Consider the following 20,845-nt stretch of genomic DNA (forward strand, 5'->3'; position numbering starts at 1 on the left):
GCGTCTTAGTTTTAGTCGATAAAATGGTGGGAATATTGTATGAAAACACTGATTAAATTTTGGAAAAATAACCGTTCATTAATCATATTTATAGCGTTAATGAGCGTATTTAGAAGTGCAGTTGCCGATTGGTACGAAGTACCTACAGGCTCTATGCGGCCCACCATTGAAGTAGGCGACAGAGTTTTAACAAATAAAATGGCTTACGACTTACGCTTACCCTTTACGCATATACCACTAATGAAGTTAGGCGACCCACAAGCAGGTGATATCATAGTATTTGATTCAAAAAAAGCTGACAACCGCTTAATAAAGCGGGTAATAGGCGTACCTGGCGATACTGTGTCGCTTGAGGATAACGAGCTTATTATTAATGGTAAAAAGCTTAACTATGCTCGTTTGCACAGTAATTTAGGTTCACTTGATAAAATCACAATCCCGAATAATTACTATTTAGCCATGGGTGATAACCGCGATAACAGTGCCGATTCTCGCGTAATAGGCTTGATCCCGCGTAGCGAAATGTTAGGTAAAGCAGAGCGAGTAATAGTATCGCTTGATTACGATAACTATTATTTACCAAGATGTGAGCGATTTTTGAAGCGTTTGGAATAACATGCTGAGTAACTTGATGGCTAACTACGATTTAGTTGTTAGCCATAGCTATTTTTGCAAGTTCTTAAATTAAGTATTAGTCAATGTCAATCGAGTAAGCTTCAAGCAGTTTTGTAAGCTTTTCTTGCTCGGATATATCAAATTCAATACCCACACTTAGACGCTCACCTCTCATTTGGTTGTTTCTTATGTAAGAGCTAATAATCACAGGTTTATTATCTAACGGTGAAAGTATGTGCACAAAAACTTGGCGTTTTCTCAGTGCAACAAATCCAGAACTTACATGAATAGCGAAGCGACAGCCACTGGGTGAAATATCAATAATCAAACCCTGTAATAAACTTTTATTGTCGGCGTCTAGTTCACCTTTATGTAAGCTAACTTTAGCTGGGATATGGGTGGGTAATCTGCTAGTTTCACGTAGCTGACGACTTTCTATCTTTTTAGGATATGCTAAGTAAATCAACCGTTCGGGACGAAAAGAAATGGCTAATATGCTAGTTGAAAAAGCCACACATTCACCACGTTCATCTTCAATAATGTAACGTACTATAGCACCGTTCCCTTCAACTAAAATGTCACTATAATCGTTCCTACCTGCTTGAGCAGGGTATTTTAATATTAAATATTTACCGGTGTCGTAACCGATTAAAGCGAACCTGAATAGGGTTATTAAATTGTATATCAATCAGTTTTCCTGGAAGTAAATCGAGGAAAAATTTCTTTTGATCTTCAATTGGTTTATCTTCAACCGTAGTATTATTTTTATTGGTTTCCACAAATATTTTCTCAATATTAACAGACCATTAATTATCTTTTAATATAGCGTGAAAATCACTAGTATTAAAGGAGATATTTAGGGAGGAGCACGGCTAGCGCATTTTAATCCCAGACTCTAACAGGGTTGAGCGGTAATCATCGTCTAGCCCTGCCATTTTCTTTTTCCTCGCCATACTTGCTGACTTAGATGCATCTTGTTTAAAAAGCGCCATGGCTATCTTTCGCATTACATTAAACATTAATGGCCCTTGAAGTTTGCGTATTCTCGATTCATCTTCTCTGAAGTTCATATCAAGCATCCAATGCATGCTTTCAACCTGCCAGTGACTGCGTACCGCATTGAGTGCTTGCGCTGCATTTAAGTCTAATGAACTTATATACCAGCGTGTTTCAGTGGTATCCGACCCTGCCGACTTATCATGAACTTCAGCCCTGACCTTAATAATACTCGTTAAGCCAGGCCAACGATAATCCTTGCCTAACCAGCTTTTATCTATAAGTAACTGCTGGCATGTACGTGTTTCAACACGCCCATGTCCTGAGCTTATTTCGGTATGTTCATCACAATTATGCTTAGTTAACCTTTCACGCTCGCACTTGTGCCACCACGCTTCTAGTTCCTTTTGCATGCCTGAATGATTACCTTTAAGTGCAAGAATATAATCTGCTTTTTGTTGGATGATTTGTTTTGCTATTTCTTGTTGGCATCCCATCGCATCTAACGTAATGATACTGTTTTCAATATCGAGCAGGGTGAGTAATTCTGGTATTGCGGTGATTTCATTTGTTTTATTATCAACAGCCGTCTGCCCAAGCACTAACTGGTGTTGGCAACTCCATGCACTGACCGTGTGTAAGGCACTTTTTCTGTCTTTTGTGGTAAATGAACGCCGTGCGGTTTTGCCATCGATAGCGATGATATCTGCACCTGTGGTTTCAATCAGTGATGATATCCAAGATTGAAATGCCCTTTCTATTTCATTTGCTTTTAACCGACACATGACGCGCGCAATCGTGTCATGTTTTGGAATTCCTGCGTTGAACGTGCCGTATTTTTTTAACCAATCAAGTTTTAGGTGCCCAAAGTCTTCAATATCTTCCCATCCTTCTGCACCAGAGAGCACAGCGCTAATAGCAAGGAGAAGAATATCGATAAGTTCATGCTTTTTACAACGTTCAATGCGAGGATCTGTAATTGAATTAAAATGTTTCAGAAAAGTAGTGCTCATATTTATGCGACCAAGTAATTATTATGCCTTGATCTGATCACTACTTGCTCTATAAGTTCAATTTATAATGATCTTGCCGTGTAGGGAGGAGTTAATTAATACTTTATGTTCGTTATAGTGAGCGGAGTTGATATTATACTCTGCTACAGACATTAGACAGTTATTCTTTTGGCAATAAAAAAGAACACATACAGTGGCTTAACACATACAGTGGCTTAACTAATACAGTGGCTTAACTAATACAGTGGCTTAACTAATCTAAATTAATAGCCGCTACGTAGGCTGTATTTTCCGTTTAGTGCGTCCCTTCAAAGCGCAGGAGCAGATATGACCTTAGTTGCTAAGCAACCCCCTATATTACTGTTCGATGGTGTATGCAATTTATGCACAGGCTCGGTACGCTTTGTGATTGAGCATGATCCATATAAAAAATTTCGCTTTGCGTCATTGCAGTCAACTGTAGCAAAAAACTTACTCAAGCAGCAGGGAAGTGAAGCTACAAGTAAGCTGGGTTCTGTGGTGCTTATTGACGATAGTGGCATTTGGTTTAAGTCAACAGCGGCACTTCGTACTGCAGGGCAGTTATCGGGTTTATGGCCGTTGTTGCAAGTGTTACTCATAATACCTCGGCCATTACGAGATTGGGGTTATGATTTTATTGGTGCTAGACGTTATAAGTGGTTTGGGCGTACAAATGCTTGTTGGTTGCCAGCAGCGGACATAAGTGATCGCTTTTTAGATTAAATTTATAAATAGACTTTTAACTTTAATACGCAAATGCTAAGGGGAATTAATCATGATAGTAAGAATATTTGATAAGCTAACCTTTGCTGTTGCGTTAATTATAGCGTTGCAAGTACCGCAACTTACGGATCATTATCAGCAACATTTAGCGGGCTTGTATCAGGCAACAAAATGGCAAGTTGATGGTTATAAAGCCACCGCCCAAATGCATGCATTTCCCAGTGTTAAAGCAATGATTGATAGACACTTACGCAATAGCGAGCCAAGTGTTAAAACTGATGCACAACAAAAACTGTTAACCCTTGATTTATTTGCAGATTTAGAAGGTGGAATGACTATATTTAAACAGGGTAACTTTTTTGAAAAACTAATTTATATGTTTACCCCCACCCGTTTCGGTATATTAAAAAATACTATTGATAACTTTAAATTAGGCATACCGATTACTTTTACCGGTATTGCGTTTGGGCTAGTATTTGGCTTTTTATTAAATCAATTAATTATGCTACCTTTTACAATTTACTCAGTTAAAAAAAGGGCAAGTAAAGTTAACACTATCGAGAAACCAGCCCAATAATAGTATAATCATTTAAATCACCTATATAACTAGGCTCACATATTATGAGAACTGATAGCATTTATGCGATATTTATCGGCAATTTCCCTTTGTTTATTTATGGTTATAAGCATGCTTTTTGGCTGCGCTAGTTATCCTAAGGTTCAAGCCGAACCTAGCTATGCATTTAGCAAAACGCAAAATACTAGCTTAGCTAAAGGCATAGCATTAGAGGCGAGTAAACACCCTGCGAGCTCAGGGTTCTATCTACTTGGTGATGGCCTTGATGCATTTGCAACTAGGCTGTTATTAATAGAAAAAGCCGAAATGTCTATTGATGTGCAGTATTACTTATTTCATAACGATACTACGGCCAAAATATTCACTCATTACTTACTTCGTGCAGCCGATAGAGGCGTGCGGGTACGCATGTTACTAGATGACTTTGGCCACGAAAGCCAAGACGCTTTATTTAGTGCCTTGGTGCAACACCCTAATGTGTCAGTACGGTTATTTAATCCGTTTTCAAATCGCACTTTACCTTATGTTGATTTTTTAACTAATTTTAAACAGATCAATAGGCGCATGCATAACAAGTCGTTTATTGTTGATAATCAGGCGGCTATTATTGGTGGCCGTAATATTGGAGATACTTATTTTTCTGCCAATATTTACACTAACTTTTCTGATTTAGATGTACTTGGCGTGGGGGAATTTGCCCCGCGTGTGGCCACTGCATTTGATTTATATTGGAATCATTCACTCTCGGTAGCGATTAAATATATAGCGCCTGCATCGAGTGCAGCTAAACTAGAACAAGTACGAAAACAACTCGCTAAAATATCTACTAGTGAGCAAAGTAAAGCCTATCTACGGCGTTTAGAGTCACTGGATATTATTGATAATTTGCTACGCGGACAGCTAGCACTTTACTGGGCAAACTCTGAATTAGTATACGATCATCCTGATAAAATAATGAATGTGAGTGATGATAATACTGGTTATATGGCCCCAGCATTAAGTAATTTACTTAATGATGCACATAGTGAAGCATTAATTGTTTCACCTTATTTTATTCCCGGTGATGCAGGCGTTGCAAGCTTAAAACGTTGGATTAATACCGGTGCTAATGTGACCATTTTAACCAATTCGCTCTCGGCCAACGACGTACCCGTTGTGCACGCCGGCTATGCAAACTATCGTGAGTCACTTATAGAGGCGGGCGTTAAATTATGGGAGTTACGCGCTACAGTAAAACCTAAGTCTAAGTCTAAGCCTAAAATTAAATCTAAAGATAAAGCAAAACATAAAAAAATCACCGATTTAGCTGGTTCATCAAAAGCGAGCTTACATGCTAAAACAATGATTTTTGATCGTAATACGCTTTTTGTTGGCTCAATGAACTTAGATCCACGTTCAATTAATTTAAATACCGAAATAGGTGTTGTAATTTACAGTGACAAAATGGCAAGCACAGCAGCAGATATATTTTTAGAAGAGTTACCTCGCCATGCATGGCGATTAGATGTCGCTAAAACTGAGAATTGGTGGGGTTTTAATCACGACTTACTGTGGTTAGATGAATCAATTACACCCACTAAAGTGGTAAGTAAAAACTCTGAGCCAGAGGCCAGCACCTGGGTACGTTTTCAGGCTTGGTTATTTGGCTACCTGCCTGTAGAACACTTACTTTAATATGTGTTAAATAAGGCGGTAACCCCAATATTAATACTTAATCAGCACTCAAGGTAAGAGGTTTAACAGTTTGAATAATAATAGTATTTAAGGGTGCTTTTTTACAACAAAAGCGCCTCGTATATCGCCCAAATTAAAACCAGTCGCTTTATCGCTTGGATAAAGCTCAGTTAATTTGTTTTTTACTTCAGGCTTTAATTCACTACCATGGCAGGCTAAGCAAGCCTGCCCAGTAGGAATTGCTTTGACTAAATACCAAGCATCGGCTTTTTGTTCTTGATGTTCAATATTAGCTATAGGTTCGCTATTTTCTTTACGCTGCTCAAAATCGAGCAGTATTGAATTTAACCACTCGTTAGCTTGGTTATTAGGATTGCGCACTTTTAATGATGTACGACTAATTTCCCACTCATTCGCACTGTGTTGTAGTGCAATAGCCGGCGCACTGATATTGCATACTTCAATTGCTGCAACAGGCCCGCTCGCTTTCATGGTACTTACTAAAACATTTTTTAAATCAGTTGAAAATGCTTTAACAGTGCTGCGAGCAAAGTATGCATCGTCGCTATTAGCTAATACGCTTGATGAAACAACCAAGCTGGTAAATAATAAAATAGAGCGCATAATACACCTTTGTACATTAGAGGATTCTAATGTACAGCTGAGCAATAATTTATTCAAGTTTTTCTATCGCTAATTATCCGGATATCTGGTTAATTTAAGTACTGTATAAATTATAGCTGCAAAGAGCTTAGCTAAATGATGATAAACCCAAAATATAAATTACATAAAAGGTAGCTAATAATGACAACTAAAAATGATGACAGTGCTAAATATGCATTATCGCAGCAAAGTAAACCGCTTGATGATCCGCTAGAAGCAATTAAAAGCATGCGTTTAGAGCAGTTGGCCGTATGTAAGCTAAAAGCAGAAAAAGAGATGCAAACTATGAAAGCAGAATCTACCCCTGACAAAAATAAACAATAACGTAAAACAGCTTACTGGATTTGTTTTATGAATAAACACATTACGCTTTCGTTTTTAGCTTGGTTAGCGGCTCTTTTTGTGGGAGCTGCAGGTATATATGGTTTATGGCCTTCACCACAGAGTAAAGTGCTTTTAGCTATTGAAATAATAACCTTAATTATTTTGTTATTTAATAGCGCCAGTATTACCTGCTGGGTATATAAACACACTAAAAACAAACAACAACGTTATATTTCCTTATTATGCATAGCCTCCTTAGTGCTATGCATTTGTGGAGACGTGGTAAATTTTAATTTAAATAATCAATATTACCGTTATAACGAGGTAATTAAGCACGACTATTTAGCTGACTCTGTATGGTTTTTTGTACCCGGATACAGCTTACTCTTTATTGCTGTGTTGTTGGCGAGCCGTAGTTTAGTTATGTATCCATTATATTATGTGGCTGCTTATTTAGGGGGCACGCTATTAATATCGCTGCTTTGTTTTTATTTTATGCATATTCCAGAGGCAGGTTATTATGTACTGCTATTAACCGGGCTTCATAGTTTTGTTATAACCAGTGTGGGATTAATGAGTTTAGTGTTGCTTAATACATATTGCGGGTTAAACGCACCTTTGGGAGTATGGCTGGTTAGTTTAGGGTTAGTATTAGCGGCAATTGCCGATGCATTAATTGGTTTATATTGGATTTATGGGAACAGCGGTGAAGGGTACTTTCCACAAATTAGGTATATAAATTGGATAATTTATATTAGCTCGCAATGCTTAGTAATTCATTTAGCTAAAATAAATATAACCTACAAGCTGGGTTAATAAAAAAGCCGCTAATAAATTCAGCGGCTTTTTACATTAACAAAAATATTAACGCAAATATAAATTTATAAGCAAAGCTTACATTACACGCATGCCAGGCTCTGAGCCGTCGTCTGGGTTAAGAATGTAAATCTCTTTACCGCCAGGCCCTGCAGCTAATACCATGCCTTCTGACATACCAAAACGCATTTTTCGTGGTTTAAGGTTAGCAACCATAACAGTAAGCTTACCTTCAATATCCTCTGGAGCGTAAGCCGATTTGATACCCGCAAACACTTGGCGCGTTTCGCCGCCTAAATCAAGTGTTAGCTTAAGTAGTTTATCGGCGCCTTCTACGTGCTCAGCTTTAGCAATTTTTGCTACGCGTAAGTCTACTTTTGCAAAGTCGTCAAATTCAATTTCATCACAAATTGGCTCTTTAGCCAGTGGGCTATTAGGGTCAATAGTCACTTTTGATTCTAAGCTTTCTTTTGACTCCTCAACCATTTTATTTACTTTGTCCATTTCTACACGTTGCATTAACGGTTTAAATTTATTGATTGGGTGGCTTACTAATGCATTTTGCACGCCGTCCCATGCAAGGTCGTCATTTAAGAATGCTTCTACGTTATCGGCCATTTCAGGCAGTACAGGCTTTAAGTAGGTAATTAGCACGCGGAATAAGTTAAGCCCTAATGAGCAAACTTCGTGCGCTTCTTGTTGTTTAGTTTCGTCTTTAATGAGTACCCAAGGTGCTGCGGCATCTATAAATTGGTTTGCTTTGTCGGCAAGCGCCATTATTTCACGAATTGCACGGCTAAACTCACGGTTTTCGTAATGGGCTGTAATGCTTGGTGCAGCTGCTTGAAATTCTTTAAGCAACTGGGGTTGCATAACGGTTGCGCTTAGCTTGCCATCAAACTTTTTAGTAATAAAGCCCGCACAACGGCTTGCTATATTTACTACTTTACCAACTAGGTCTGAGTTTACGCGTTGCGCAAAGTCTTCTAGGTTTAAATCAAGATCAACAATGCCGCCGCTTAATTTTGCCGCGTAATAGTAACGTAAATATTCTGGGTTTAAATTATCTAAATAAGTACGCGCTTTAATAAACGTGCCTTTCGATTTAGACATTTTTTCGCCATTTACGGTAACAAAACCGTGGGCAAATACGTTAGTTGGCTTTCTAAAGTTAGCGCCTTCTAACATTGCTGGCCAAAATAAACTATGAAAATAAATAATGTCTTTACCAATAAAGTGGTAAAGCTCAGCGTCTGAATCTGCAGCCCAAAAAGCATCAAAGTCGATACCTTTTTTATCACACAGGTTTTTGAAGCTGGCCATATAACCAATAGGCGCATCTAACCAAACGTAGAAGTATTTACCTGGTGCGTTTGGTATTTCAAAACCAAAGTAAGGCGCATCACGGCTAATATCCCACTGTTGCAGGCCATCAGTAAACCATTCATCAAGCTTGTTAGCCATTTCTTGCTGAATAGTACCCGAGTGTAACCACTCTTTTAACATGCCTTCAAATGCTGGCAGATCAAAAAAGTAATGCTCAGAGTCTTTTAAAATAGGCTCAGCACCAGACATAACCGAGCGCGGGTTAATTAAATCTGTAGGACTATATGTTGCACCACATGAGTCGCAGTTGTCGCCATTTTGATTTTCAGACTTACAGGTTGGGCACGTACCGGTTACAAAGCGATCGGGTAAAAATATGCCTTTTTCTGGGTCGAATAACTGCGAAATAGTGTGCCTTTTAATATGCCCTGCATCGTTTAGGCGATTATAAATAAGCTCACTCAGCTCTTTGTTTTCTTGGCTGTGGGTACTGTGATAATTATCAAACTTAATATTAAAGTCGGCAAAGTCGCTTTGACGCTCAATACTTACTTTTTCTACCGCTTCTTCAGGCGTGATCCCTTGCTTTTGCGCGTTAAGCATAATAGGCGTGCCATGGGCATCGTCGGCGCAAACATAATAGGCTTCGTGGCCTTGTAGTTTTTGAAAACGTGACCAAATATCAGTTTGAATATATTCCAATAAATGACCTAAGTGAGTAGGGCCATTTGCATAAGGTAATGCGCTGGTAATCAGGATCTTTCGCTGTGCCATAATCATTCCGAATTGACGGTTCCTATTAAGGAACGGATGAAAATCATTAATTTATTTACAAGCTAAGCGCTAACAACGCAACAGCTTGTGGATTTGTATTAATTGACTGGTGTTAATGCCCTGAATGTTACATAATTCCGAGGCACTTTTCATCAAAGAAACGTTATTTAATTACTATGTTTGGACTGTCGAAACTATTCTCTTCTAAATCGGTGCAAAAACAACCGATCTTTGCTGCTTTAGCCGCGTATCGTAGTGCCGCTTTTGCTGTGGGTATTGATGAAAGCTTCATTAAGAATATCACCCAAAACGACGATAAATCGCTCACTATTACTTTAATTTTGCCATTTGCTGCACAGTCAGAAATGCCAATGGTGGCAGAGCATGTTACTAACGCCCTCAAGGTGGCAGTAACTGTATCGGCCACGGTAGAGCTTAAAGAGCCTGCAAAATTTAAAACAATTAAACATATTGTGCTTATTGCTTCAGGTAAAGGCGGGGTGGGTAAATCGACTACTGCTGTTAATTTAGCAGGCGCGCTGCACAGCGAAGGCGCAAAAGTTGGTATTTTAGATGCCGACATTTATGGCCCGTCAATCCCTATGCTTTTAGGCTTGGTAGGCGCAGAGCCCATCACTAAAGATAACAAAAAGTTACAGCCTTTTGATGCAAACGGTATTAAAGCACAATCAATCGGCTTTTTAGTACCAAGCGATGACGCCACTGTATGGCGCGGGCCTATGGCATCGGGGGCGCTTAGCCAGCTACTAAATGAAACTGATTGGGGCGAGCTTGACTACCTTATTGTTGATATGCCACCAGGTACGGGTGACATTCAACTTACTATGAGCCAAAAAGTACCGGCAAGTGGCACAGTAATTGTTACCACACCCCAAGATTTAGCCTTAGCCGATGCGCAAAAAGGCATCGCCATGTTTAATAAAGTAAACGTGCCAGTGCTGGGCTTAATTGAAAATATGAGCCATTACATTTGCAGCCACTGCGGCGAGGCAAACCACGTATTTGGTAAAGATGGCGCACAAAAACTAGCACACAAGCACGGCGTTCCTGTGCTATCACATATTCCGCTTGCAATAGATATTCGAGAATACTCTGAGCAGGGCAAACTTATTGCTTGCGATAACACTGCAGCAATAAGCAAAACTTACAGCGCAGCAGCGCGGCTTATAGCCAGCACGCTTTACTATCAACAGCATCACAACTCGGTAGAGATTGTGATTACGGATGATTAATACACCATGAGACTTTCAGATACACATATTAAAGAATACCTAAACGATGGCCGTATTGTTATTGAGCCTGCACCTACAGATGAGATGATTTCGGGTGTTACTGCCGACTTACGCTTAGGTAATAAATTTAGAACTTTTCATGCACATACAGCAGCATATGTAGATTTAAGTGGCCCTAAAGATCAGCTCAATAAAGCCATGGAGTCAATCATGAGCGACGAAATTGTGCTAGATGAAGGCGAAGCATTTTTTTTACACCCAGGCGAGCTTGCACTGGCTATTACCTATGAAAAAGTAACACTGCCAGCAGACATTGTAGGCTGGCTAGATGGACGTTCATCGCTGGCACGATTAGGTTTAATGGTGCATGTAACCGCGCATCGAATTGATCCCGGTTGGAGTGGTAATATTGTTTTAGAGTTTTATAACTCAGGTAAACTCCCTTTAGCACTAAGACCTATGATGAAAATTGGTGCTATGAGTTTTGAAACACTTACAGGCCCTTGTGCTAATCCTTACAATACGCGTAAAGATGCTAAGTACAAAGATCAAAACAGTGCCGTAGCAAGTCGTATTAGCGATGACAGGTAATGATTAAATAAAGCACTTTACTCATCTAACTTATGAAGCGCATAACCCAGTAATTCAAAATATTGGTTAAGCGCTTTATTTGCAGCGTTAATGTGCTCATCATCTGGGTATATTAAATCACTACTTTTTAGCCCACTGACTAAAAAGCTATTCTTTATATGCGGGTGGCTGGCTATACAGGCTTCAAAGCAACGCGCTGCTAGCTCCTCGGGCATACTCATGTAATTCATATTTTTTGCTTTATCGTATTCAATGCACGTTTGTACAAATCGGTTTGCAGTAATGCCCTGTGCATCTAAAAACACGTTTTTGTAAAAGTCATTAAGCGTATTATTGAGCGGATGCGATAAATTAGGCGTGTTTGATAACCACAGTTTAGACGCAAAACCAAAGCGTGGTTTTGCTGCAAATAAATGCTCACTTATATGATGATCAAAAGCATGAAACCATTCATGGGCGAGCGCACCACCGCCGGCATTTTTTGCAAGTGCAAGCGTTTGGCTAGCTGCATTATAATGCGCTTGTACATGCTTTTGTCCGCCAGCACCAAACGCAAAATTGAGTTTACTGCGCAGGCCAATTGCTTTAGGTGGTAAGTGCAGTATTTGTGCTAAGTCGGCAAGCGCATCATAAATTAAATTTGCACTAATGTAGCGCTCTTCTTTGTTTACCCATTTACCTACCACCATAGATCTAAAACCGAAAGTGTCTCTTATATCGCTAAAATCAACTTGATCGTCAAAACGATAATCGGGACCTTGACGGCTAAAGCCGCGTTTTAATCTATTTTGATAGTTACGCATCGCTAATATCATTTATAAAAACTAATCATAAATTATAAGTAACGTGCTTTTACGTGAGCAGGCATGTGATGGGTTTGTTTTTGTATTAATTCATCAAGTAAATTATAAAGTGGGGCAGGGTTTAACTGTTCAATAAGCTGTAAGCTATGTGCAACGGCCTCAAGCGTTGACAAGCTATCTGCGCGGGGAGCTTTACGTATTGTGTAACGATTTTTAGGTAAATTAGCAAAGCTTACAGTTTGAAACCGTTGCAGTAGCGAGCTTAGCTGTAAAATTTTATAGGCTTTTTTCCATGTACCATCAATAACAATTAAGTGCGTAATAGGCAGTAGTGTGTTTAGCGCGTCGTTATTATCTAAATTTATAGCCTGCTCATTAGGGTAAAGTAAAACGGTTGAGCTGGCAGGTAGGGCACGAAGCTGCGCAAAGTCGTTATTACTTTCGCCTTTGATTATTTGGCAATCAGCTAGGCATAAATTTAATAGTTTAGCCGTGTTTTTTGTTACTTTTTCTTCACTAGGGTGCTGTAAAATAATTACTTTTACTTTATTGTTAATAGAGGTTACAGCACTGCAAATACAAGTATTAAGTGCGAACAAACAAAAATTACACAGTGGGCGAGCCATTTAAACTACTTTTGGTGAAGGTACATTATGAGTAATTATACATTTATAAGGTAATTAAGTTGGATTTTTTTACGCTTAGTTATAGAGTGTTATAGATTAAGGTTAATTAAGTATAGATTGTTTTTAAGGGTTAAAATATGACAGAAGCAAGTATTAACGAAGCAGCATTAGAGAGTATGGAATCGTTATTAGGTGAGCAATTTGCAGCTACTCTCGACTTTTGTTGTGTGGAATTTGAGCGCTTAGGCTCAGAAGTGTTGGCCACAATATGACAAGACAAAGAAGCGTCGGTGCGCCACGCTCATAGTTTAAAGTCGAATGCGGCTCAATTTGGTGCCGATAGCTTGGCCGCGGTAGCGGGTGAAATTGAACAAAGTTTAAATAACGATAACTTAGCTCAAGCCACTGCTGCATCAGCGCAGTTAATGACGCAAGTGGCGCAATCTCAAACGCTATTAAATAACTGGTTGGCATCACGTTAAGCAGATAAGTAAAGGCGTAGGTTTAGGCATTAAACATGAATTTATTTCAGTATTAAGTTACTAAATTGACTAGTGTTTTACGTCTTTACTAAGTTATTCTAAGGGTTATTCGTGCCCTTTAGAGGTAGTAATGTCAGAAATTAAAATGAGTCATAAATTAGACGGTGTCTGTTATGACATTCGCGGCCCTGTTTTAGTCCAAGCTAAAAAAATGGAAGACGAAGGCCAAAAAGTTTTAAAGCTAAACATTGGTAATCCGGCTGCGTTTGGCTTTGATATGCCAGAAGATATGCACCGCGATATTATTCGCAATTTATATTCAGCCCAAGGTTATTGTGATTCTAAAGGGCTTTATTCGGCGCGGGTGGCTATTTATCAGCATTATCAACAACGCGGTTTATATAATTTAGATGTAGATAACATTTATATTGGCAATGGCGTTAGCGAACTGATTCAAATGGTTACGCAGGCATTGTTAAATAATGACGATGAAGTGCTGATCCCCGCTCCCGATTACCCTCTGTGGACCGCTGCAGTAAAGCTCTCTGGTGGCAATCCGGTGCATTATTTATGTGATGAAGAGCAAGATTGGTTTCCGGATATTGCTGATATAAAAAGTAAAATCACCTCTAAAACCAAAGCATTAGTATTGATCAATCCAAATAACCCGACAGGGGCTGTGTATAGCGATGATTTACTGCAGCAGTTAATTGACATAGCGCGTGAGCACAAGTTACTACTGTTAAGTGATGAAATTTACGAAAAGATTTTATACGACGGCATTACGCATAGCTCAATTGGTGCACTGTGCGACGATGTGCCTATTATTACCTTTAACGGTTTAGCAAAAACGTACCGTGCTGCTGGCCTAAGAATGGGCTGGATGGTGTTAAGTGGGCGTACGTCGGTTATGAGTGACTTACGCAAAGGCCTAGAAATTTTATCATCTATGCGTTTGTGCGCTAACGTACCTGCTCAATATGCCATTCAACAAGCATTGGGCGGAGTACAATCAATCGACAACCTAATTAATCCAGGCGGGCGTTTGTATGTACAGCGTGATATAGCGTGGCGCGGGCTCAATGCAATAGAGGGTATTAGCTGCGTAAAACCAAAAGGTGCCTTATATGCTTTTGCTAAAGTAGATACCGCGCGCTTTAATATTAAAAGCGATGAGCAAATGATGTTTGATTTACTCAAAGCTGAAAAAATATTACTGGTGCATGGGCGTGCATTTAACTGGCCTGAGCCTGATCATTTTAGATTGGTGTTTTTACCCAACAAAGATGATTTAACGGATGCGATGACTAAAATGCAGCGCTTTTTTAAAGATTACCGACAAGCCTAACTTTTAAAACACACAAAAAACGAGCCAATTTAGGCTCGTTTTTACTTATGCTAAAGTTAATATAATTGCTATTAATAGGCTTTATCAACACGTACGCTGTTATCGTTTAAATACACCAGCCTTACACTATCGCCTTTGCTAAAGCGCATTGATTGGTCTTGATTTTGAACCACCATAAATTGATCGCCATTTTCAACTTGTATTAATAACTCTACTAAACGAGTTTGTTGGTAATGGCTTTTTTGCTGTTGATTATGCGCTACATTGCCGCCTATCACTGAGCCCAAAATAGTAGCAACGGTACGCCCGCTGCCACCGCCAAACTGATTACCAACAACGCCGCCAAGCAAAGCGCCGCCAAATGTTTTCCAACCATTGCTTTGATCTTGTACTAGCTCTTGCTCAGTAATATTACGCACTGATTGCACATCGCCAAATAGCACTTGTTGTACTGCTACTGCTTTATTGCGCTCGTAATTAGCCAATGCAGGTGCGCTAATTGTAAGTAATGTACACATTAATACAGTAATCGCTTTCATAATTAACTCCTATTGACTACCAGCCAAAGGTTGATTTTTCTTTCGTTTTACGAATTTCTGTTTCGTCAGCCCATTCAACTAAGCCACTTTCCATATCCATTAAACGCATGGTAAATTTATAGTATACGTCTGATTTGTCAGCATTGGATTTAACTATGCTTGATAAGTTGCCGTACAGCATATACTGCGCACCAATTTGTTTACCAAATGCCACAGCAGTCGTGGGGTTAACTAATGCATCTTCGTTTTGAAATTTAAGCTGCTCACGTATAGCTTCAACTCGGGTCATATCAACAAATCTAAATTTTCCGCTACGCAGTAACTGAGTTGAAATAGAGTCGGTGATTGATTCGGTATCAATGTGCTCGCTGGTTTTGTTTTTAATTCTTTCAACAAATACCACAGGGCGTTTATTGGCGGTCATGGTGCCAACAACCGGAGAGCTTAATAGTGAATCGGTCATTTGGCTGGCTACTTTTTGTAAATCGGTAGAGCCAAAGTTAATGTCAGTGGTTTCTACGGCTTGTGCGTCGCCATAACTAACTACCGCTTTATTTGCACAACCACTTAATACTAATGCACTTAAACCAATAAGCGCGTAATTTGAAGCTGTTTTGAATTTTTTACGTATGATCATTGTTATTTCCTTTATTCTTTAAATTCTTGCGCATCGGTAGACACTTCTCTTACTGCTAATGAGAAGGTAACTGCATCTGGGCTGGGTGCTAGGCCTGGTAATTGTGTTTGTGCAAAGCCAAATAAGGTAATTGCTTGCCAAGGGGAGTGATTGCCCTTAATAACAAAGCCGTCTTTGTCGTACCAATTAAATTGATACTGTAAGTATTGCGACTTTTTATATTGGCTTGCTAAGGTAACTACCACGTCAGTTAATTGGTTTGTTTGACGTGTTTTTACGTCACTAATAGCTAGTTTCTCACCAAGCTCTGGGTTATCAACACGTAGTTGCTGATTAAATGTTTTATTACCTTGCTCAATTGCTATACCCGATGTGTCTGGTTTGCCAGCACAGGCACTGAGTATTAAAACCGCAAATAATGGCATTATGTATCTCATAATCGCTCCTAGAGTTGTACTACATGATAATTAAAGTAGTTATTTATAGAGGTTAGATAAATTAAGGTTAACCTTTGCTTACTAACGGTAAAATTTATTGGCGCTTGCGTGCCTATGGTTAATGAATGCGCGCCGCTGTTTAAGCTACTTCGCGCCACACTTATTTGATTTGGTAGCGTGAGCCAACTACGTGTATCGGCTTGCTCAGAGGCTAAGTTATAAATGTTCGCAATTATATTACCTACGTCTCCGGTGCTACGAGCCAGTTCGGCTCGTACTTTTTCTTTGGCGACTAAACGTAGTATTTGCCGCGCTATTCTGGCAGGTATTTGATCTTCTAACGTTTTAGCAGCCAGTGATTCTATGTGCACTAGCGGGCTTAATACTAAGTTTTGGGCATTAATACTGATGTTATTAATGCTACGAACATAGGCTTTGTCTTTATAAACTGGCATAGCTAAGCTATAAAAACGTGCATTACCACCAGAGGTAAAAATAGGTAAACGTAATTTAAATTCGTGTTGCTTAGGCACTAAGCCTTGTTCAAATAATATAACTACTTCGCCTTGTTCAGACGGTATATTTGCTGCCTCACCAAAGCGCTTTTTAAAGTCGCTTAGGTCTTGATCAAAGCCTTGTTTTTTAGCAAGGCGAAGTACATCACGTTGCAAATAAATATTGTTGGGTTGTATTTCGAGTGCTTTTTTATAGTCAATGTAGGCATCATCATACTGTTTACTGCTTTGGTACAATAAAGCGGATAAATAAAAAGTATAAGCATTTTGAAAGCCATTTTTAACGTCTCGGGTAACCTTGCTCATACTTGGATAATGCTGCTGCGCTTCTTTTGTAGCGGAATCTAGCGCTGCCTGATTTTGAATAAGTGCGTCTACTTGTACTTTATTAGCCCGCCTAACTTCAACTAATGCACCTTCAACATCATTTTTATATACGTAATTAAGCGCTTTATAACTATGCAGCATGCTCATTTCATAAGGGGCGGGTATATAAGTAATAGCCGAGTCGTTGGTAAATAAAGCATTACTTTGTTCAAGCCCGCTACTGAGCTGAACTTTGGCAGCCTCGCGCTTGTTTTGTACTTGTTGATAAACGTTTTCAAATTGGCTTTGTGCATCGGCTTGCATGTTAGCTAAGTCGGCTAGGCGCGCTTGCTCTAGTTGATTAAGCAAGTAGCTACTGTGCATACTACTGTTTTTAGCAATAAGCGACTGCGCTTGTGCTATGTTGTTACTCTCTATTGCTTGTCTTACAGGGGTTACTTGAGTCGCATAGTCATTAAATAGATCGCTAAATCCTATGGTACTACAACCACTTAAAATAAAACAAAAACTAAATATTAAGCTGCGGCGCACTGAGCACTCCTTTAAATTTACTTAATAAGATTAACATACACCCATTAAAAAAATATGTGAAATATTGTAAAAAAGCGTAGCATAACTGCCGAGCAGTGAACGAAGCGTTAATCGTATTAATAATTGCACTGTTATTATAATAACTAAATCTAAAAACCACTGAATTGACAGTGTTAAACTGTATTTATTTTAGCTAAGGATTGTTTTTGAAAACAACGTTGTATACTTTAAGTGCTTTAATTGCGTTTGCCGCTAACTCTTTATTGTGCAGAATGGCGCTAGCACAAGGGTATATAGATGCATGGAACTTTACTATTATTCGCTTACTTAGCGGGGCTGTGTGTTTAGCCATTATTATGCTGCTTTATACTAATACTACAAAACGTAACGGCACGTTTAATAGCGAAATATTAAAAGATACAGGAAGCTGGCGAAGCAGTATTAGTTTGCTGGTTTATGCATTGTGTTTTTCCATCGCGTATATAGAGCTTGATACTGGCACTGGTGCACTTATTTTATTTTCAGCAGTACAACTTACTATGATTGGCTGGGGAATTTATAATAAAGAGCAATTAAGCCTATTACAATGGTTGGCATTTATAAGCGCTTTTGCCGGCTTTGTTTATTTAATGTTGCCCTCTGCAGCAATACCTTCATTATTTGGAGCGACCCTTATGGCCATTAGTGGCATAGCGTGGGGTGTTTATAGTATACGAGGCAAAGCTTGTATATCACCACTGAGAACCTCTGCATTTAACTTTATTCGCAGCTTAGTTGCTTTGCCTATATTGCTAATAATAGGTATGGGTTATATAAAAAGTATCCGCATAGAAGGGGTGTTACTTGCATGTGCCAGTGGCGCAATAGCTTCAGGTATTGGTTACAGTATTTGGTATACGGCAATGCCAAAATTAAAAAGCACCCAAGCAGCAGTGGTGCAGCTATGTGTACCTGTGCTTGCTGCCATTGCGGGCGTGGTGTTTTTATCTGAGCAGTTAACCGTGCAATTTATAGTTGCCAGCAGTGTTATTTTGGGGGCAGTGCTGGTATTTACGCTCAATAAAAAACAGCCCTGTTAAACAGGGCTAACGTTTATTATAAAGCGCTCATAAAGCATGGGTAAGTTGGCTAAAATAGCCTCTTTGGCTAATAGGTCACTATTACTTATACACTCATGCAGTACTTGCAGACTAAGCATATTAACCAGTAATTGCGACTGCTTAATATGGCTAATATGCCAAAGCTCGGGGGCTACACCACCTAAGTCATGCTGATAAGGCCGATAAAACCCAAATAGTGCTAAGTTAGCATCTAGCCAGTCGCTCAGTGGGGAAAATGGGCCGCTTTGTTGATATTCATCGGGCGTGAGTTGCAACTGGTAATCATCACTCACTGCCGCTTTATCAAACACATCTAAATCGGTCCCTAAATGATGTCTACTTGCGCCAGGCAGTGCAGAGTAGAGCATAATGGCAATACATTTATCTATATCGCTTAAGTTATCTAATTCAACAACTTGCTGTTGTTTATTATAAACAGGGCGTGCACCTGAAAATTTAGCGTTAAAAATAGCCGCTTGGCGGTTAAAGTCACGAAAGCTGGAAGCTATTGTAAGCTCAAACCCTGCTGCTTTTGCGGCACTTTGCAATGCTAAAAAATCATTAACGATATTGCAGTGCAAACGATGATTTTGAATTTGGGTTAAATGCGTATCACTTTGTCCTGTAATACACATTGTGGTTGTTTTTTTTGAGTCCATTACGTTAGTAGGTTTTCTAAAATTTGCTCGTAAATATCGCACAGTGCAATTAAGTCATCGGTACTTACACATTCATCTACTTTATGAATAGTGGCATTGCGCGGGCCAAGCTCAATTACTTTAGCGCCGGTTTGAGCAATAAAACGCCCGTCTGATGTACCGCCAGTCGTTTCTAGATTTGTTGTTAAACCGGTTACCGATTTAATTGCCTTTACTGTGGCGTCAACCAGTGGGCCGTGCTCTGTTAAAAACGGTTGGCCGTTTACAATCCAGCTTAATTCATAATTTAAATTATGCTGCTGTAAAATAGCGTTAACGCGTTGTTGTAATTGCGTATGAGTAACTTCAGTACTAAACCTAAAGTTAAACTGTACTTCTAACTCCCCGGGGATCACATTACCGGCCCCAGTGCCGCCATTTATATTTGAAATTTGAAAACTAGTGGCGGGAAAGTACTCGTTACCGTGATCCCATACTGTTTGGCTTAGCTCAGTGAGTGCAGGGGTAGTTAAATGAATAGGGTTTTGCGCTAACTGCGGGTATGCCACATGCCCTTGTATACCTTTAACAGTTAAAAAGCCGGTCAGTGAGCCTCGGCGTCCATTTTTAACTACATCGCCTAATACATCACGAGATGAAGGCTCGCCAACTAAACACATATCTATTTTTTCACCGCGAGCTTCAAGGGTGTCAATTACCCGAGTAGTGCCGTTTATAAATGGGCCTTCTTCATCTGAAGTAATTAAAAAAGAAATCGAGCCTTTATGATCTGGGTGCTTTGTTACAAAACGTTCAGTAGCAACCAGCATAGCAGCCAATGAGCCTTTCATATCGGCTGCACCGCGCCCGTGTAATAAACCATTTTCAACTAGGCCAGAAAATGGTGGGTACTGCCAGTTTTTCTCAGGGCCTGTGGGGACTACATCGGTGTGCCCGGCAAAACAAAAATGTGGCGATTGCGTCCCTTTGCGTGCCCAAGTATTTAAGGTATCGGTAAAAAATAACGATTCGATGTTAAAGCCAACTGCTTGCAATCTATCGTTCATCATTTGCTGGCAGCCAGCATCTTCAGGTGTTACTGACTCGCGTTGTATTAAGGCTTGCGCTAGAGCGATTACGTCATTTGTCATTATTTAAAAATCTCATCGTATTGTGCTGCTTTAAAACCTAAGTGGTACTCGTTATTATTAACCAGTACAGGGCGTTTTATCATTGCAGGCTGCTCAACTAATAACGGTATCGCTTTTTCTTTAGTTAAGCTTTGTTTTTCATCATCGCTTAAAGCGCGATAAGTGGTGCCACGCTTGTTTACAAGCTGCTCCCAATCAAGTTTATCAGCAAAGTTGCTAACCATACTCTCGTTTACGCCATCTTTGCGATAGTCATGAAAAGTAAACTCAATGTTGTTATCGGTTAAGTATTTTTTAGCTTTTTTTATAGTGTCGCAATTGCTTATGCCGTAAAGGGTGATCATA

At 39.4% G+C, this 20,845-nt stretch carries 23 protein-coding genes and 1 pseudogene; 11 read left to right on the forward strand and 13 right to left on the reverse strand.

Features of this window, described 5'->3' with window-relative positions:
• The first annotated feature begins 39 nt into the window (after nt 1–39).
• Nucleotides 40–615, forward strand: a complete 576-nt coding sequence (gene lepB / locus CIK86_RS05185) for a signal peptidase I (RefSeq protein WP_086995578.1) — start codon at nt 40–42, stop codon at nt 613–615.
• Between the two features lie 76 nt (nt 616–691).
• On the opposite strand, the gene CIK86_RS05190 is transcribed toward lepB, so the two are convergent.
• Both CIK86_RS05190 and CIK86_RS05195 read right to left on the reverse strand, forming a co-directional pair.
• Nucleotides 692–1,303, reverse strand: a complete 612-nt coding sequence (locus tag CIK86_RS05190) for a PilZ domain-containing protein (RefSeq protein ID WP_254910729.1) — start codon at nt 1,301–1,303, stop codon at nt 692–694.
• 184 nt (nt 1,304–1,487) lie between these two features.
• On the reverse strand, nt 1,488–2,624 hold the full coding sequence (locus tag CIK86_RS05195) for an ISAs1 family transposase (RefSeq protein ID WP_008466968.1): 1,137 nt from the start codon (nt 2,622–2,624) through the stop codon (nt 1,488–1,490).
• Nucleotides 2,625–2,951: 327 nt separating this feature from the next.
• Here CIK86_RS05195 and CIK86_RS05200 point away from each other — a divergent pair, with 327 nt between their 5' ends.
• The 3 genes from CIK86_RS05200 to CIK86_RS05210 all read left to right on the forward strand — a co-directional run bounded on the left by CIK86_RS05200 (nt 2,952) and on the right by CIK86_RS05210 (nt 5,619).
• Entirely contained in the window at nt 2,952–3,368 is a 417-nt protein-coding gene (locus CIK86_RS05200) for a DCC1-like thiol-disulfide oxidoreductase family protein (protein ID WP_086994279.1), read from the forward strand.
• Between the two features lie 52 nt (nt 3,369–3,420).
• A complete protein-coding gene (locus CIK86_RS05205) occupies nt 3,421–3,945 on the forward strand; it encodes a DUF2937 family protein (RefSeq protein ID WP_086994284.1) in 525 nt (174 codons plus the stop codon).
• 111 nt (nt 3,946–4,056) lie between these two features.
• On the forward strand, nt 4,057–5,619 hold the full coding sequence (locus CIK86_RS05210; RefSeq protein WP_176359662.1) for a phospholipase D family protein: 1,563 nt from the start codon (nt 4,057–4,059) through the stop codon (nt 5,617–5,619).
• Nucleotides 5,620–5,706: 87 nt separating this feature from the next.
• Here CIK86_RS05210 and CIK86_RS05215 read toward each other — a convergent pair whose 3' ends face one another.
• Entirely contained in the window at nt 5,707–6,243 is a 537-nt protein-coding gene (locus CIK86_RS05215; protein WP_086994291.1) for a DUF3365 domain-containing protein, read from the reverse strand.
• 180 nt (nt 6,244–6,423) lie between these two features.
• On the opposite strand from CIK86_RS05215, the gene CIK86_RS05220 reads away from it, so the two are divergent.
• Together CIK86_RS05220 and CIK86_RS05225 are read left to right on the forward strand one after the other, a co-directional pair.
• Nucleotides 6,424–6,606 carry a hypothetical protein gene (locus tag CIK86_RS05220; RefSeq protein ID WP_011327996.1) on the forward strand — a complete coding sequence of 61 codons (183 nt, stop codon included), beginning with the start codon at nt 6,424–6,426 and terminating at the stop codon, nt 6,604–6,606.
• Nucleotides 6,607–6,633: 27 nt separating this feature from the next.
• Nucleotides 6,634–7,422, forward strand: coding sequence for a hypothetical protein (locus tag CIK86_RS05225; protein WP_086994294.1), 789 nt, complete (start codon nt 6,634–6,636; stop codon nt 7,420–7,422).
• A gap of 78 nt (nt 7,423–7,500) precedes the next feature.
• Here the strand turns inward: CIK86_RS05225 and metG are convergent, their stop codons facing one another.
• Nucleotides 7,501–9,522: a methionine--tRNA ligase gene (gene metG / locus CIK86_RS05230; protein ID WP_086994338.1), complete on the reverse strand. Its 2,022-nt coding sequence runs from the start codon at nt 9,520–9,522 to the stop codon at nt 7,501–7,503.
• 176 nt (nt 9,523–9,698) lie between these two features.
• Here metG and apbC point away from each other — a divergent pair, with 176 nt between their 5' ends.
• Both apbC and dcd read left to right on the forward strand, forming a co-directional pair.
• Complete coding sequence (apbC, locus tag CIK86_RS05235; protein ID WP_086994297.1) at nt 9,699–10,775, forward strand: iron-sulfur cluster carrier protein ApbC; 1,077 nt, start codon at nt 9,699–9,701, stop codon at nt 10,773–10,775.
• 6 nt (nt 10,776–10,781) lie between these two features.
• Nucleotides 10,782–11,366 (forward strand): dCTP deaminase, encoded by a 585-nt coding sequence (gene dcd / locus CIK86_RS05240; protein ID WP_011328000.1) that lies wholly within the window; start codon nt 10,782–10,784, stop codon nt 11,364–11,366.
• Between the two features lie 17 nt (nt 11,367–11,383).
• On the opposite strand, the gene CIK86_RS05245 is transcribed toward dcd, so the two are convergent.
• Both CIK86_RS05245 and CIK86_RS05250 read right to left on the reverse strand, forming a co-directional pair.
• Nucleotides 11,384–12,169, reverse strand: coding sequence for a CLCA_X family protein (locus CIK86_RS05245; RefSeq protein WP_086994341.1), 786 nt, complete (start codon nt 12,167–12,169; stop codon nt 11,384–11,386).
• A 32-nt stretch (nt 12,170–12,201) separates the two neighbouring features.
• Nucleotides 12,202–12,795: a tRNA-uridine aminocarboxypropyltransferase gene (locus CIK86_RS05250; protein ID WP_011328002.1), complete on the reverse strand. Its 594-nt coding sequence runs from the start codon at nt 12,793–12,795 to the stop codon at nt 12,202–12,204.
• 137 nt (nt 12,796–12,932) lie between these two features.
• Between CIK86_RS05250 and CIK86_RS05255 the strand changes: the two are divergent.
• Nucleotides 12,933–13,277, forward strand: a pseudogene (locus CIK86_RS05255) (Hpt domain-containing protein).
• Between the two features lie 130 nt (nt 13,278–13,407).
• Nucleotides 13,408–14,625 (forward strand): pyridoxal phosphate-dependent aminotransferase, encoded by a 1,218-nt coding sequence (locus tag CIK86_RS05260; RefSeq protein WP_011328004.1) that lies wholly within the window; start codon nt 13,408–13,410, stop codon nt 14,623–14,625.
• 71 nt (nt 14,626–14,696) lie between these two features.
• Here CIK86_RS05260 and CIK86_RS05265 read toward each other — a convergent pair whose 3' ends face one another.
• Genes CIK86_RS05265 through CIK86_RS05280 form a run of 4 tightly spaced genes read right to left on the reverse strand, consistent with a single transcriptional unit; the run spans nt 14,697 to nt 17,611 of the window.
• Nucleotides 14,697–15,164: a glycine zipper 2TM domain-containing protein gene (locus tag CIK86_RS05265; protein WP_086994301.1), complete on the reverse strand. Its 468-nt coding sequence runs from the start codon at nt 15,162–15,164 to the stop codon at nt 14,697–14,699.
• Between the two features lie 16 nt (nt 15,165–15,180).
• Nucleotides 15,181–15,801, reverse strand: coding sequence for a penicillin-binding protein activator LpoB (lpoB, locus tag CIK86_RS05270; RefSeq protein WP_086994302.1), 621 nt, complete (start codon nt 15,799–15,801; stop codon nt 15,181–15,183).
• An 11-nt stretch (nt 15,802–15,812) separates the two neighbouring features.
• A complete protein-coding gene (locus CIK86_RS05275; RefSeq protein WP_058373255.1) occupies nt 15,813–16,238 on the reverse strand; it encodes a YcfL family protein in 426 nt (141 codons plus the stop codon).
• 8 nt (nt 16,239–16,246) lie between these two features.
• Nucleotides 16,247–17,611, reverse strand: a complete 1,365-nt coding sequence (locus CIK86_RS05280; protein ID WP_086994305.1) for an adenine DNA methylase — start codon at nt 17,609–17,611, stop codon at nt 16,247–16,249.
• A 206-nt stretch (nt 17,612–17,817) separates the two neighbouring features.
• Here CIK86_RS05280 and CIK86_RS05285 point away from each other — a divergent pair, with 206 nt between their 5' ends.
• A complete protein-coding gene (locus CIK86_RS05285) occupies nt 17,818–18,690 on the forward strand; it encodes a DMT family transporter (protein ID WP_086994308.1) in 873 nt (290 codons plus the stop codon).
• Here the strand turns inward: CIK86_RS05285 and CIK86_RS05290 are convergent.
• From CIK86_RS05290 to CIK86_RS05300, 3 genes are read right to left on the reverse strand one after another with little or no spacing between them, the layout of a single operon-like run.
• A complete protein-coding gene (locus tag CIK86_RS05290; RefSeq protein WP_086994311.1) occupies nt 18,687–19,370 on the reverse strand; it encodes a M15 family metallopeptidase in 684 nt (227 codons plus the stop codon). The two genes, CIK86_RS05285 and CIK86_RS05290, sit on opposite strands and share 4 nt — an antisense overlap.
• Nucleotides 19,370–20,500, reverse strand: coding sequence for a succinyl-diaminopimelate desuccinylase (dapE, locus tag CIK86_RS05295; RefSeq protein WP_011328012.1), 1,131 nt, complete (start codon nt 20,498–20,500; stop codon nt 19,370–19,372). The genes CIK86_RS05290 and dapE overlap by 1 nt, the downstream gene beginning before the upstream one ends.
• On the reverse strand, nt 20,500–20,844 hold the full coding sequence (locus tag CIK86_RS05300; RefSeq protein ID WP_086994314.1) for an ArsC family reductase: 345 nt from the start codon (nt 20,842–20,844) through the stop codon (nt 20,500–20,502). The genes dapE and CIK86_RS05300 overlap by 1 nt, the downstream gene beginning before the upstream one ends.
• Between the last annotated feature and the right edge of the window lies 1 nt (nt 20,845).

The organism is Pseudoalteromonas sp. JB197 (assembly GCF_002332205.1).
Classification (GTDB): Bacteria; Pseudomonadota; Gammaproteobacteria; order Enterobacterales; family Alteromonadaceae; genus Pseudoalteromonas; species Pseudoalteromonas nigrifaciens.